The sequence below is a fragment of the Ferrimonas balearica DSM 9799 genome, assembly GCF_000148645.1.
Taxonomy (GTDB): Bacteria; Pseudomonadota; Gammaproteobacteria; order Enterobacterales; family Shewanellaceae; genus Ferrimonas; species Ferrimonas balearica.
In genome coordinates this window covers 25,215-39,059 of record NC_014541.1, presented here as the reverse complement: position 1 = coordinate 39,059, position 13,845 = coordinate 25,215, and the positions used below count along the sequence as shown (strand labels likewise).

Here is a 13,845-nt window from a genome sequence, read left to right as displayed (position 1 = left end):
GAGCGCCATTTTACTCAGTTAACTCATCGGGTCAAGCCCTTTTTGATGAAGTTTATTGAGTGGCTGCTGCCTCGTTAACCGGTGGCTCTGCGCTTGGCCGCCTTCCCCGTCAACGTGAGGGCGCATTATAGGGAGGGAATTTACGGGCGCAAGGCTTTTACCACACAAAAGTTCTGACTGCTTCAAAAGTCGCCAATCCTGCATATTCCGCCAGCAATGGGCGCTATAATGGCGGCCCCTACCCCCCAAATGGAGCCCACAATGACGATCAAACCCTATCAGGGGCAGCTGCCTCAATTGGCCCAAGGCGTCTTTGTTGAACCCAGTGCCGTTCTGTACGGTGACATTACTCTGGCTGAGGACAGCAGTGTCTGGCCCCTGGTTGCAGCTCGTGGCGACGTTAACTTTATCCGCATCGGCGCACGAACCAATGTCCAGGATGCGTCCGTTCTCCACGTGTCCCGTCCGGGCAACGGCCACCCTGATGGCTTTCCGCTGATCATTGGCGATGACGTTACCGTCGGCCATAAAGCGATGCTGCACGGCTGCACCATTGGTGACCGGGTGTTGGTTGGCATGGGCGCCATCATTCTGGACGGCGTGATCGTAGAGGATGATGTGATCATTGGCGCCGGCGCACTGGTGCCACCGGGCAAGCGTCTGGAGAGTGGCTACCTCTATGTTGGCAGCCCGGCCAAGCAGGCTCGTCCGCTGACCGAGGGGGAGTTCGCCTTCCTGAAAGAGTCAGCCGCACATTATGTGCGGCTGAAAGATAAGTATCTGGCTGAGGCCGACTGATTCAGATGGGCGGATGGCCCAGCCAGATCCGCCCTTGTGCATCATACGCTTCATCTTCAATCAGCATTTCCGCCTCCGCTTCCAGATCAAAGCGCAGCTGTTCAAACGCGGCCGCCGCTTCTTCGGCACTGGTTAATGTGCTGTCCAGTTTATTGGCCAGTACATTCAGCCCGACCAGGCAGGGCACCTGCTGACCCGCCACCATAGCGTGAAACTTCGCCCAGCCCTGCTCCCACTCAATTTCGACATGGTCGTTAAAGAGGATCTGCTGATTCATTGTTTTTCCTCCAGTCGCGCCAGCAACGCCTGATGCACCGGACCGGTGTCCGGCCGCACCCCGCGCCAGCGATAAAAGCTCTCCGCCGCCTGGTTGACCAACATGCCAAGTCCCGCCAGATTGAGTCGCCCGCCATGGCGCTCGCCCCAGCACTGAAACGGCGTTGCGTTAACCCCATAAGCCATATCATAGGTGATCCCACCAGCAATCAGGCAATGGGGAGGCAGCGGCGGCAGGTCTCCGGACAGCGAGGCAGAGGTGCCGTTGATGATCAGATCAAACGCCCCCTCTATCTGGTCGAAGCCGCAACCAACCACCTCTCCCAGCCCGGCGAAATCCCGCGCCAGTGCTTCCGCTTTACTCGCAGTGCGATTGGCGATCACCAGCTGACGAGGCTGACAGGCCAGTACCGGTTCCAAGACACCGCGTACCGCCCCCCCAGCGCCAAGGATCAGGATCCGGCGGTTGGTCAGCGTCACACCATGTTGGTGCAGATCCGCCACCATGCCGGCCCCATCGGTGTTGTCTCCAAGCAGTGAGCCATCCGCCAGCCAGTGCAGGGTGTTCACCGCTCCGGCCAGACGAGCCCGTTCGGTCAGCTGATCGCACAATGCCGCCGCCTGCTCCTTAAACGGCAGGGTGACGTTGGCTCCCAATCCGCCTTGCTGTCGGAACTGCCGTACCGCTTCGGCGAAGCCATCGGTTGGTGCTAGGATGGCCCGGTACTCCAGCTCCTGGGCGGTTTGCCCGGCGAAGGCCTGATGAATAAAGGGAGATTGGCTGTGGGCAATGGGGTGACCAAACACCGCGTACTGATCCATGGTCCTGCCTGATCGCTGTAGGAAAGAAGATGCTGTCACTTATACGCCGACACCTGAGCCGCAAGCAACCCGCGTCCGCTTATGAAAGGATGGGGGGCGAACCCACGGTGCGAGCCATTGCCCACCGTTTCTATCAATTGATGGCGGATGACCCGGACTACGCTGACCTGCGTGCCATCCATCCGGATGACCTCAGCGGCAGCGAGCTTAAGCTGTTTGAGTTTCTCAGTGGCTGGCTGGGTGGGCCGCCACTGTTTGAGGAGAAGTATGGTCACCCGATGCTGCGCGCCCGCCACCTGCCCTTCCGGGTGGATAAGCGCCAGCGCAATCTCTGGCTGCACTGCATGAAGCGGGCGTTGGAGCAGGAGGTGAAAGATCGGCAGGTGCGGCGCGCCATGCTGGAGGCGCTGATCCCCCTAGCCGACCATATGCGCAATACCGAAGAGGGGTGCCCGGTTCGGGCACCCGAGTAACTCAGCGCAGTTCTGCCAGCCAGTCGCGCGGGCGCAGGTAGTCGTACAGTCGGGCTTCCGCGCTGTCAGCCTCTGGCTGGTACTGGTACTGCCAACGCACCAGCGGCGGCATCGACATCAGAATGGACTCGGTGCGACCACCGGTTTGCAGGCCAAACAGGGTGCCCCGGTCATACACCAGGTTGAACTCCACGTAGCGACCGCGTCGGTACAGCTGGAACTGGCGCTCCCGCTCACCATACGCATCGTCTTTACGGCGCGCCACGATGGGCAGGTAGGCATCGAGGAACCCGTTGCCCACCGCCTGCATCAGGGCAAAGCTCTGCTCAAAGCCCGGCGCATTAAGGTCATCAAAGAACAGTCCGCCCACGCCACGGGTTTCATCCCGGTGCTTCAGGAAGAAGTAGCGGTCACACCATGCTTTGTATTCATCGTAAACCTGGTCGCCAAAAGGCGCACACAGGTCGTGGGCCACCTGGTGCCAGTGGCGAATGTCTTCGTCCACCGGGTAATAGGGGGTCAGGTCGAAACCGCCGCCAAACCACCACACCGGATCTTCCCCATCCTTCTCGGCAATAAAGAAGCGCACGTTGGCGTGGGTGGTGGGAATGTGCGGGTTGTGCGGGTGGATCACCAGGGACACCCCCATCGCTTCAAAGCGACGACCCGCCAGCTCAGGGCGATGGGCGGTGGCCGATGCCGGCATCTGGGCGCCCATCACGTGGGAGAAGTTGACCCCGGCCTGTTCAAACACCGCGCCATCACGCAGCACCCGGCTCTCACCGCCGCCGCCCTCTTCCCGCTGCCACTGGTCGCGCTGAAAGCGGGCTTCGCCATCGGCACCCTCGAGGGCTTCACAAATCTGGTTCTGAAGAGAGAGAAGGTAATGCTTTACGGCGTTCACGTCCGGAGCCATATCAAGTCCTTTTGAACAGGGAATTTAGGTGCGGAAGACCTGATCGGTCATCGCATCGAGAATCATCGAGGGGTCTTTGCGGCCCCCTACGTCACCCATCACCACACCATCCACCCGGTCGCCCAGTGCAGCCAGTACCTCATCGGCACTGCGACACGGTGGTTGACCGGTCAGGTTAGCGCTGGTGGAAACCACCGGGCCACCAAAGGCGCGGCACAGATCCGCGGCAATGGCGTGATCGGTCACCCGAACCGCCAGAGTATCAAATTGACCCGTCACCCAACCGGGTACCGACGGTTGTGCCGGCATCACCCAGGTGGTCGGCCCCGGCCAGCGCGCCATCACCGCTTCACGGCGGGCGTCTGGCAGGGCGGAATCATTGACGAAGGGCAGCAACTGACCGTAGTTGGCGGCGATCAGGATAAGTCCCTTCTCCACCGGCCGTTGCTTAATGTCGAGGAGGCGGGACACCGCCTCCTCGTTACTGGGGTCGCATCCCAATCCGAAAACCGCTTCGGTGGGGTACGCAACGACCCCACCTTTGGCCATCAGGGCAGCGCCCTCACTGACGGTCAGCATACGACTCACCAGTACCTCCTTGTTTTAACCGGCCAGCTTGGCCTGCAGGGCCGCGTCTTTGGCCTGAACGGCCTCGGCGCTCTTCTGGCGCTCCGCTTTAACGGCAGCGGCCAGTTCGTCATCACCCACCGCCAGCATCTGGGCAGCCAGGTAACCGGCGTTCTTGGCACCGGCACTGCCGATGGCCACGGTCGCTACCGGTACGCCGCCCGGCATCATAACGGTAGACAGCAGTGCATCGTGGCCCTGCAACGGCCCGTTGTCGATCGGCACCCCGATCACCGGACGGGTGGTGATGCCGGCAACGGCACCAGCCAGGTGGGCAGCCAGACCAGCGGCACAGATAAACACCTTACAGCCACGGGCTTCCGCGTCCTGAACGTAGGCGTGGGTGGCGGCTGGAGTGCGGTGAGCAGAGGTCACTTTGGCTTCGTAGCGAATGCCAAAGCCCTTCAGCACATCGAGGGTGCTCTGCATGGTCGGAAGGTCAGAATCGGAGCCCATCAGTACGGCAACAAACGGGGTGCTCATGGTGGTAATCCTTGTTGTGGGTGACAGAAGTATTGTTATTGTGGCGCGGATTATATCGTCTCAGACTGATATTTGCATGAACGCTGGGGGCAGACCCAACGCCGCTGTCCACGCACGTTTTTCTCAACCAGCAGCGGCCATCCACAGTCGGGACAGGGCTCCGCTACCGGCGGGAAATTGAGCAAATACTTGCATTTTGGGTAACCGCTGCAAGCGTAGAACTTCTTGCCAAACCGGTTGGTTCGCTCCATCAACTCACCGCTTCGACAGCTTGGGCACGCAACCTTAGTGGCCGGCGTTTCAGGCTCATCCTTGGCAATGTAGTGACACTGGGGAAAGTCACTGCACCCGATGTAGAAACCGTAGCGTCCCGACTTGAGGGCCAGGGGGTGCCCACACAGCGGGCACTCAGTGCCCTCGAGGATCTCGGCTTCTACTGTGGTTTTCTCCACCAGGGGACGGTGGTATTCACAGGTGGGGTAGCTTTGGCAGCCCAGGAAGGCGCCGTGCTTACCGTGGCGCACAGCCAGTTCGCTGCCGCATTCAGGGCAAACACCGTATTCCCGTTCCAGGGCATGTTCGTGGGTCGTGAACAGCTGCTGGTCGATCTTGGACATGAACCTTTTCCAACCACTCAATGAACTGAGTTGATTTTACCAGCACTCGGGGTGGGATTGCATTGGGGTCGCACAGTGGAATATTGTATACAAAAATAAACAAGGGACTGACAATGCGTTTACTTCTCCCCCTGGCCCTAACCGGCCTGCTGGGCGCCTGTACCACCCTGCCTCAACCCCAACCGGTTACGCTCACCAACTGGCAGCAACCGGACCCGGCCCAACTGCCACTGGCACTCGATAACCTGAGCCGGGGCGAAGCCGAACCGGCACTGGATTACCTGCGCGCCTTCTCCTATTTCGGTGATCCCGACACCCTGACCGAAGCGCAACAGCAGCAACTGCACAGCGCGATGCTGGCTCAGGGCAAATCCCTCGATGCACTGGCTGAGCCCCGTCTTGCCGAACAGTGGGCGGTGGCGTTCTACCGCTACTACGGTCAGGAAGCGATGCAGCCTTATGCTGAAGCGCTCCTTCCCAGCCTGATCCGCCAACTGGACCGCTTCGCTGAACAGGCACCGCAAACCTTGGCTCAGGAGTACGCCCTATGGGAACTGCTGCGTGCCCCCGGCCTGCTGATGCACCAGGTGCGTCGCAAAGACGCTGAGAATCCGCTGCACGCTGCCCTGACGGAACGTGAGCTGACCGAGGCCCTGACCCGCTACGCCGCCAGCGCCGGTGCCCACTATCAGGGCCAGGACTGGCCGCTGCAGAACGCCTACTGGGTACTGGCCCACCAGCGCCTGTTGCTGTCCGAAGAGAAGGGCGAAGCCCAGGATCAGGCCGTGGCTGCCATCGCCCGCCAGGATCTCAGCCAACGCGGTGACGCAGCCAAAACCGCCTTTACCCTCGGTTATCTGGTCAACGCCTTCCTGGGTCAGGAAGCCTGCAAAGAGACCTATGGCGACCTGTGCGCCATCCCCGAGCCGGAAGCGGTATTGCCCATCACCCACGCTTGTACCGAACGCCTGGTGATTCGAACTCAGGATCTCAATGAAGCCGAATTGGCCGAAAGCTGCGACAAGCTGACCTCCCAGGAGGATCACTTCCACCAGCTGCTGGGCACCGGCATGACCCCGGTGGTCAACGACTACAACACCGCACTGGAAGTGGTGGTGTTTAAGAACTGGAGCCAGTACAACGCCTACGGCCAGCTGCTGTTTGATATCAGCACCGACAACGGTGGGATGTACATTGAGGGCACGCCGCAGGCGGAGGGCAACCAGGCCCGCTTCTTTGCGTTCCGTGGTTGGTGGTTGCCGGAGTTCAATGTCTGGAATCTGAACCACGAGTACATCCACTATCTCGACGGTCGCTACATCAAGTACGGCGGCTTCGGGCACTTCCCCGGCCAGATGGTGTGGTGGGCTGAAGGGATGGCGGAATACATCTCAAAGGGTGAGGACAACCGCCAGGCCCAGAAGCTGCTGCAGGATACCGATCCGGCGGAGTGGCCGAGTCTGGAGACCATCTTTGCCACCGAATATGACGACGGGCTGGACCGCACCTACCGCTGGAGCTACATGGCGGTGCGTTACCTGGCAGAGCAGGCGCCCGACAGCCTGGTGGCGATCACCAAGCCGCTTAAAGGGGATTACGCCGAAGGGTACGCCACCATCCTGAGTGACACTGCCGAGGCCCACCAGGCCGGCTTCAGCCAGTGGCTGACGGAGTGGGCAGCAGCACCGCTGCCAGAAGAGGCGGATGCCTCGCCCTACCCGCGCAAGCTGAACCGCTATGGCTACCGTGACTACCTGCGTCCGGCACAGCTGGCCAACAGTGAAGGTCACCTTCACTTCTGAACGCAAACAGGGCGCCAAATTGGCGCCCTGTTTTTTTGCCCTTAGTGGAGCAGCCCTTCCGGCTCCTCAAATATCAGGTCTTCCATCTGGGTGTAAGCCTGTTCGTTGCCCGGGGCATTGAACAGCACCATCAGTACCACCCATTTCAGGTCATCCAGTGACAACGGTTCTCCATCCAGCTCCATAACCCGGTCAATCACCATTTCACGGGTGGTGGCGGAGAGTACCTGGATCTGCTCCAGGAACATCAGGAAGCCCCGACTTTCAGTGTCGAGACGAGCCACCTCTTCAGCGGTGTAGATCCGGAAACTGCCGGGCTCTACGCCGGTGAGATAGGGGTGGCGGTCCGAATCCTGCAATGCCGCCAGCTTTTCGATCCAGATCAGCGCTTTGCCAATCTCGTCGGAACGAAAGCCAGCCCGGCTCAATTCATCGGTCAACTCTTCGCGGTCGAACAAAAGTTCAACATCGCTCTGTACATAGGTCTCAAACAGGTACATTAAAATGTCGAACATAATCATTTCCCCCTAAGCCGAACATAGCCACCGGGCACCGCTGCAACCCACCCGTCCAGTTCCATCTCGGTCAGTTGCTCTAGCACAACCTCCACCGGTAACTGGCTGCGAGCCACCACGTTATCGATAGGTGTTGCGTCGTAATCCACACTATCTAACAACGCCGGGACAGGCAAACTTTGTACGTCGCCCTGCGACGAGCTGATCATCCGCTCCAGTGCCGCCTGCGGCAACTGCAACATCAGCTCCTCAAGGATATCGACCGGATCAGTGACCAATTTGGCACCATTCTGAATCAATTGATGGCATCCCATCCGGTTCGGGTCCTGCACACTGCCCGGTACGGCAAACACCTCCCGCCCCTGCTCAGCCGCCAGCCGGGCGGTGATCAACGAGCCACTGCGCAGCCCCGCCTCCACCACAATGGTGCCCAGGCTCAGGCCACTGACAATGCGATTGCGAAGGGGAAAGTGGGCGGGACGCGGTGCGATACCGGGCCAGAACTCCGAAACCCGGGCGCCCTGCTGTTCAATCTGTTCAGCCAGAGTACGATGGCGTCGCGGATAGATGCGGTCCAGGCCGCACCCCTCAACGCTGATGGTGACGCCTCCCACCGCCAGTGCACCGCGGTGGGCCGCACCATCGATCCCCTCCGCCAGCCCGGACACCACCGACCAGCCCAGCTCCGCCAGCTGGCTCGCCCACCGTTCAGCCAGTTGCCGACCAGCGAGTGAAGCGTTGCGGCTGCCAACCATGGCTATAGAACTGTGTTGAAGCAGATCGGGGTTGCCTGCCACGAACAGCAGGATGGGCGCATCAGGAAGGTGTTTTAGTGAAGAGGGGTAGAGCGAATCGGAGAGAGTAACAAGGTGATGATGGGGAGAAGCGTTGAGCCAACTGAGGGCTTGGTCTATCGCGGCTGAGTCCGGCTCCAACAGAGCCCGGTGTTGTGCCGCCGACCAGCCGGGTATTCGACCCCGCTCCGCCTCGGTCCAGAGCTGGCGCCAGGGTATTCGCTCCAGCAGCGCCCTCTTCCGCACCCGACTCACCCTGGACACCGCGTCCAGGGCAAGCCAGCGGGCTAACTCATTAGTCGGAGTCACTGCCAAACACCAGCGGTTCCGGCCGGCTCAACACATCCAGCAGGCGCACCGGGTGGCGACCGTTCACAATCAGCCCGAGGCTGACCCGGTCATAGGTCTTAAACAGCATCAGTTCACCACGGTAGACCTCAGGCTGCTTGATGGTTCGGCCATCGGACAGGGTGGCCACCATCTCGTCATAGGCACGGCGGTCTTCCGGTTGGACAAACTCGCCATCCCCCTGCTCCACCACTTCGGTGCCCTCTTTGGAAATGGCATAAACCTGGCCCGCCGCAGCGCCATCCTCACTGCCGCGGTTGATGATGGCCACTTCCAGCGGACCAATCTCACGCACCATGGCATCGGAGGCGATCACCCGGCCGTCCGCGCCGTGCGGTGCCGCCGTCGGCATCATATAGGCGGGCAGCAGCAGGTCATCCTCCAGTGCCATAACCCGATGCCCGGTCTTCACCTCCTGGCGCATGCTCAGCAGCTCAATACGGGATACGGTGCCGCTCTCAATCACCCGGCCGGTGGCGGTCATCAGCGCCTCCTGACCCAGAAACTCTTTGGTGTCCGGATCGACAAAACGGCGTGCCAGCATGTAGATGCCGAACTTCTCCCCCAGCGGCAGGCGTTCATTGATGAACACCACGTCGCCTTTGGCGTAACGCACCGCATCGCGCTCGCCACCAATCACCTGCGGGGTATCCGCCAGCGCTTTCTCACCGAGGATCTGCTGGAAGCTCAGATAGGGCTCAATCATCGACAGGGGCAGGGCCGGAATCGCACCGCCTTTTTGCTGCACATCCATCTGCGGTGACATCCGCTTCATCGGTTTGCGCACCAGTCGGGGCTGGCCATCGAGGTAAACGAGGTTAAGGCGATCGCCCGGGTAGATAAGATGGGGGTTGGCAATCTGTGGATTCGCCCCCCACAATGTCGGCCAACGCCAGGGATCATCGAGGAACAACGCCGAGATGTCCCAGAGGGTATCCCCCTTTTTCACCACATAGGTTTGTGGGTGACCAGGCTTAAGGGTCAGGGTGTCTGCAGCCAATGGCAGGCTGAGCAGCGCTGCCAGCATTATTATTGCAATTCTCATCCTACGTCCTTGTTCCACCATCCCGGAGCTTCCCTTACCTGTAAAAGGCGGCAGCAAAGGGTTAAAATTACCCCAAAACAGCCTAATTGTAGACCGGTTGTTGTCAAATTTTTTATAGAAATTAATGAGATTGGAAATGGCCGTTAGAGAAGTTCTGCGTTTTCCCGATGAACGCCTGCGCACCGTCGCAGAACCGGTGACCGATTTCGGCCCGGCCCTTCAGCAGCTGGTGGACGATATGTTCGACACCATGTACGAAGAGCGCGGTATCGGCCTGGCCGCTACCCAAATCAATGAGCACGTTCAGGTGATCGTGATGGACCACTCCGAGGACCGCAGCGAGCCCAAAGTGTTCATCAACCCCAAAATCATCGAAGAGAAAGGCCACTTCACCAATGAAGAGGGCTGTCTCTCCGTGCCGGGCGTGTACGCCAAAGTTGAGCGCGCCGAGCACGTCGTGTTTGAAGCTCAGGACCGTGAAGGCAACCCCTTTACCGTGGAAGCGGACGAGCTGCTCTCCATCTGCATCCAGCACGAGATGGATCACCTGTTGGGCAAGCTGTTTGTGGACTACCTCTCTCCCCTGAAGCGCCAGCGCATTAAGCAAAAGCTGGAGAAACAGGCCCGCCTTGACGCCAAACACGCTTCCTAGGACACCACTTTGACTGCACTGAAAATTGTCTTTGCCGGTACGCCGGATTTTGCCGCTCAACATCTGGCAGCCCTGCTGGATTCCCACCATCAGGTGGTCGCGGTTTACACCCAGCCGGACCGTCCGGCGGGCCGTGGCAAGAAACTGACCGCCAGCCCGGTGAAACAGCTGGCGCTGCAACACGACCTACCGGTTTACCAGCCCCAATCACTGCGTAAGGCCGAGGCCCAGGCGGAGCTGAGCGCCATCGACTTCGACCTGATGGTGGTGGTGGCGTACGGCCTGATCCTGCCCAAAGCGGTGCTGGAGATGCCCCGCCTGGGTTGCATCAACGTGCACGGCAGCTTGCTGCCCCGCTGGCGCGGCGCCGCGCCGATTCAGCGTGCCATCTGGGCCGGCGATGCCGAAACCGGCGTCACCATCATGCAGATGGATGAAGGTCTGGACACCGGCGCCATGCTGCACAAAGCCGCACTGCCCATCGAAGACACCGACACCTCCGCCAGCCTCTACACCAAACTGGCTGAGCTGGGTCCGAAGGCGCTGCTGGACGCGCTGACGCCGCTGGCCGATGGCACTGCGGTGGCGGAAGTGCAGGATGACACCCTGGCCAACTACGCCGAGAAGCTGTCCAAAGAGGAAGCGGCGGTGGACTGGAGCAAATCCGCGCTGGCGCTGTGGCGCGAGTGCCGTGCCTTCGACCCCTGGCCGGTCAGCCACTTCCAGGTGGCAGAGCAGACCATCAAGCTGTGGGCCTGTGACGTGCTGGAACAGCAACATGATGCCGCTCCAGGCACCATTATCGGCGCGGACAAACAGGGCATCCGGGTCGCCACCGGCGACGGAGTTCTGAACCTCACCAACCTGCAACTGCCCGGCAAGAAAGCGATGGCAGTCGCGGACATCCTCAACGCCCGCAAAGAGTGGTTTGAGGTAGGAACCCAACTGTCATGAGCCAACCCAACCTGCGCGCCCTGGCCGCCTCCGTGGTGATCCAGGTGATTGACCAGGGGCACTCGCTGTCCCAGGCTCTGCCCAAAGCCCAAAGCAAACTGCGCGACGCCCGCGATAAAGCCCTGCTGGCCGAGATCGCCTACGGCGTAATGCGTCAGCTGCCCCAGCTGGACACTCAGCTGCGCCGCTGCCTGCAGAAGCCGCTCAGCGGTAAGAAACGCATCATCCATGGCCTGCTGCTGGCCGGTTTGTACCAGCTTAAGCACACCCGGGTGGGCTCTCACGCGGTGGTGGCCGAATCGGTGAATGCCTGCCGCGAAATCGGTGCACCGGGCATGACCGGACTGGTCAATGGCGTATTGCGCGCGCTGGACCGGGATATGGACGCCCTGCAGGCGGAGCAGTTCGATGCCCCGAGCGTGCACTATCGTCATCCCGGTTGGTTTATCAAGCGTCTGCAACAGGCCTATCCGGACCAGTGGGCCGCCATTCTCGATGCCAATAACGAGGCTCCGCCGCTGTGGCTGCGCAACAACGCTCTGCAGCAGAGTCGCGACGCCTACCTGCAGCAACTGGCCGATGCCGGGGTGGAAGCCGTCGCCGGTGAGGAGCAGGAAGCGATCCGCCTGCCCAAGCCGCGGGATGTGACTGGCCTGCCCGGTTTCCCCAAAGGCGCGGTGTCCGTGCAGGACCACTCCGCCCAGATCAGCGGCCGCCTGCTCAATGCCCAACCGGGCGAGCGGGTGCTGGACGCCTGTGCCGCCCCCGGCGGCAAGAGCTGCCATATCCTGGAGCAGCAGCCGCAACTGGCTGAGCTGGTGGCCCTGGATGTGGACCCGTGGCGCCTGACCCGGGTGCAACAGAACCTGGACCGTCTCGGCCTGACCGCCACCCTCAAGTGCGGTGACGGTACCGACCCACAAAGCTGGTGGGACGGCCAGGCGTTTGACCGCATCCTGCTGGACGCTCCCTGTTCCGCCACCGGCGTTATTCGTCGTAACCCGGACAGCAAGTGGCTGCGTCGCGACGAAGACATCGCCCAACTGGCCGAACTGCAGGGCAAAATCCTGCGTGCCTGCTGGCAGATGCTGAAGCCCGGCGGCACTCTGGTTTACGCCACCTGTTCAGTACTGCCGGACGAAAATGTGCAGCAGATCCAAGCGTTTCTTCAAAATACCCCCGATGCTATGCTCGATCCCATCGTCGCGGGCGAAGACGACACCACTCCCGGCTGGCAGCTGCTGCCAACCGTTGAGGGGGGTGATGGCTTCTATTACGCGCGCTTGATTAAACGGCAGGACGGGGCCACCCAGACAGCATGAAGATCATCATTCTCGGCGCCGGCCAGGTCGGCGGCACCCTGGCGGAAAACCTGGTCGGGGAAAACAACGACATCACCATCGTCGACAACGACATCGCGGCCTTGCGGGCCCTGCAGGACAAACTGGACCTGCGGGTGGTGCATGGCCACGCCGGGTTCCCCCATGTGCTGCGTGACGCGGGTGCCGAGGATGCCGACATGCTGATTGCGGTGACCAATTCGGACGACACCAATATGGTGGCGTGCCACCTGGCGTACACCCTCTACGGCACCCCCACCAAGATCGCCCGTATCCGCAGTCCGGCTTACCTGTCCAAGCGGGCCGAGCTGTTCCAGAGTGGCGGTGCCGACCCGGACAGCCGGGGTCGGTTCTTTATCGACGAACTGATCGCCCCCGAACAGTTAGTGACCAATTACATACGCCGGTTAGTAGAATATCCGGGCGCTTTGCAGGTTCTGGAGTTTGCTGATGGCAAGGCCAGCCTGGTCGCGGTTAAGGCCTACTACGGGGGTTCCCTGGTGGGCAGTGCGCTCTCTGCACTGAAAGAGCACATGCCCAATATTGATACCCGGGTGGCGGCGATTTTCCGCCAGGGCCGGCCGATCATGCCCCGGGGCACCACGGTGATTGAAGCGGACGACGAAGTGTTTTTCGTGGCCGATTCCAAGCACATTCGAGCGGTGATGAGTGAGATGCAGAAGCTGGAGTCCAGCTACCGCAACATCATGATCGCCGGGGGCGGCAACATCGGTTTTGGCCTGGCCAAAGCGCTAGAGCCGTTCCACGAGGTTAAGCTGATTGAGCGCAATGCCGAGCGCGCCAGCCAGCTGTCGGAGTACCTGGAAGACACCACGGTGTTCCACGGTGACGCCTCCGATCAGGAGCTGCTCAGCGATGAGCAGATCAGCCAGGTGGATGTCTTTATCGCCGTCACCAACGACGATGAGGCCAACATCATGTCGGCACTGCTGGCCAAGCGCATGGGGGCGAAAAAGGTGATGGTGCTGATCCAGCGCGAAGCCTATGTCGATCTGGTGCAGGACGCCAACATCGACATCGCCATCTCGCCGCAACAAGCCACCATCTCCGCCCTGCTGACCCACGTCCGCCAGGGTGACATCAATAACGTTTACTCCCTGCGCCGGGGCGCAGCCGAGGCCATCGAAGCGGTGGCCCACGGCGATCCCAGCACCTCCAAGGTGGTGGGCCGCCAGGTGCAGGAGATCAAGTTGCCGCCGGGCACCACCATCGGCGCCATCGTTCGTCGGGACGAAGTGATGATGGCCCACGACCGCACGGTCATCGAGCAGGACGACCACGTCATCCTGTTCCTGGTGGATAAGAAACACATTCGGGAAGTGGAAAAACTGTTCCAGCCAAGCGCGCTGTTTATCTGATCTT

At 60.9% G+C, this 13,845-nt stretch carries 16 protein-coding genes; 7 read left to right on the top strand and 9 right to left on the bottom strand.

The window, feature by feature from the left end; translation table 11 throughout:
• The first annotated feature begins 261 nt into the window (after window positions 1–261).
• The gene (locus FBAL_RS00175) at window positions 262–798 is read left to right on the top strand and encodes a gamma carbonic anhydrase family protein (protein ID WP_013343555.1); all 537 of its coding nucleotides are present in this window, start codon (window positions 262–264) and stop codon (window positions 796–798) included.
• Between the two features lies 1 nt (window position 799).
• Here FBAL_RS00175 and FBAL_RS00170 read toward each other — a convergent pair whose 3' ends face one another.
• A complete protein-coding gene (locus FBAL_RS00170) occupies window positions 800–1,075 on the bottom strand; it encodes a DUF1488 family protein (protein ID WP_013343554.1) in 276 nt (91 codons plus the stop codon).
• Window positions 1,072–1,896 (bottom strand): shikimate dehydrogenase, encoded by an 825-nt coding sequence (gene aroE / locus FBAL_RS00165; RefSeq protein ID WP_013343553.1) that lies wholly within the window; start codon window positions 1,894–1,896, stop codon window positions 1,072–1,074. Before aroE ends, FBAL_RS00170 begins: the two co-directional genes overlap by 4 nt.
• Before the next feature lie 29 nt (window positions 1,897–1,925).
• On the opposite strand from aroE, the gene FBAL_RS00160 reads away from it, so the two are divergent.
• Entirely contained in the window at window positions 1,926–2,369 is a 444-nt protein-coding gene (locus FBAL_RS00160) for a group II truncated hemoglobin (RefSeq protein ID WP_013343552.1), read from the top strand.
• A 1-nt stretch (window position 2,370) separates the two neighbouring features.
• On the opposite strand, the gene hemF is transcribed toward FBAL_RS00160, so the two are convergent.
• Genes hemF through FBAL_RS00140 form a run of 4 tightly spaced genes read right to left on the bottom strand, consistent with a single transcriptional unit; the run spans window position 2,371 to window position 5,012 of the window.
• Entirely contained in the window at window positions 2,371–3,285 is a 915-nt protein-coding gene (gene hemF / locus FBAL_RS00155) for an oxygen-dependent coproporphyrinogen oxidase (protein ID WP_013343551.1), read from the bottom strand.
• Between the two features lie 24 nt (window positions 3,286–3,309).
• The gene (tsaC, locus tag FBAL_RS00150) at window positions 3,310–3,873 is read right to left on the bottom strand and encodes an L-threonylcarbamoyladenylate synthase type 1 TsaC (RefSeq protein WP_013343550.1); all 564 of its coding nucleotides are present in this window, start codon (window positions 3,871–3,873) and stop codon (window positions 3,310–3,312) included.
• A 15-nt stretch (window positions 3,874–3,888) separates the two neighbouring features.
• Complete coding sequence (purE, locus tag FBAL_RS00145) at window positions 3,889–4,395, bottom strand: 5-(carboxyamino)imidazole ribonucleotide mutase (protein ID WP_013343549.1); 507 nt, start codon at window positions 4,393–4,395, stop codon at window positions 3,889–3,891.
• Between the two features lie 50 nt (window positions 4,396–4,445).
• A complete protein-coding gene (locus FBAL_RS00140; protein ID WP_013343548.1) occupies window positions 4,446–5,012 on the bottom strand; it encodes a DNA topoisomerase family protein in 567 nt (188 codons plus the stop codon).
• A 113-nt stretch (window positions 5,013–5,125) separates the two neighbouring features.
• On the opposite strand from FBAL_RS00140, the gene FBAL_RS00135 reads away from it, so the two are divergent.
• The gene (locus tag FBAL_RS00135; protein ID WP_013343547.1) at window positions 5,126–6,814 is read left to right on the top strand and encodes a collagenase; all 1,689 of its coding nucleotides are present in this window, start codon (window positions 5,126–5,128) and stop codon (window positions 6,812–6,814) included.
• 41 nt (window positions 6,815–6,855) lie between these two features.
• Here the strand turns inward: FBAL_RS00135 and FBAL_RS00130 are convergent, their stop codons facing one another.
• Genes FBAL_RS00130 through FBAL_RS00120 form a run of 3 tightly spaced genes read right to left on the bottom strand, consistent with a single transcriptional unit; the run spans window position 6,856 to window position 9,516 of the window.
• Window positions 6,856–7,329: a DUF494 family protein gene (locus FBAL_RS00130; protein ID WP_041251105.1), complete on the bottom strand. Its 474-nt coding sequence runs from the start codon at window positions 7,327–7,329 to the stop codon at window positions 6,856–6,858.
• Window positions 7,330–7,331: 2 nt separating this feature from the next.
• On the bottom strand, window positions 7,332–8,369 hold the full coding sequence (gene dprA / locus FBAL_RS00125) for a DNA-processing protein DprA (protein WP_245544365.1): 1,038 nt from the start codon (window positions 8,367–8,369) through the stop codon (window positions 7,332–7,334).
• A 49-nt stretch (window positions 8,370–8,418) separates the two neighbouring features.
• Window positions 8,419–9,516, bottom strand: a complete 1,098-nt coding sequence (locus tag FBAL_RS00120; RefSeq protein ID WP_013343544.1) for a LysM peptidoglycan-binding domain-containing protein — start codon at window positions 9,514–9,516, stop codon at window positions 8,419–8,421.
• A gap of 136 nt (window positions 9,517–9,652) precedes the next feature.
• Here FBAL_RS00120 and def point away from each other — a divergent pair, with 136 nt between their 5' ends.
• From def to trkA, 4 genes are read left to right on the top strand one after another with little or no spacing between them, the layout of a single operon-like run.
• Window positions 9,653–10,168: a peptide deformylase gene (gene def, locus FBAL_RS00115; protein ID WP_013343543.1), complete on the top strand. Its 516-nt coding sequence runs from the start codon at window positions 9,653–9,655 to the stop codon at window positions 10,166–10,168.
• A gap of 9 nt (window positions 10,169–10,177) precedes the next feature.
• Entirely contained in the window at window positions 10,178–11,122 is a 945-nt protein-coding gene (gene fmt / locus FBAL_RS00110; RefSeq protein ID WP_013343542.1) for a methionyl-tRNA formyltransferase, read from the top strand.
• Window positions 11,119–12,444: a 16S rRNA (cytosine(967)-C(5))-methyltransferase RsmB gene (gene rsmB / locus FBAL_RS00105; protein WP_013343541.1), complete on the top strand. Its 1,326-nt coding sequence runs from the start codon at window positions 11,119–11,121 to the stop codon at window positions 12,442–12,444. Before fmt ends, rsmB begins: the two co-directional genes overlap by 4 nt.
• A complete protein-coding gene (trkA, locus tag FBAL_RS00100) occupies window positions 12,441–13,841 on the top strand; it encodes a Trk system potassium transporter TrkA (RefSeq protein WP_013343540.1) in 1,401 nt (466 codons plus the stop codon). Before rsmB ends, trkA begins: the two co-directional genes overlap by 4 nt.
• The last annotated feature ends 4 nt before the right edge of the window (window positions 13,842–13,845 follow it).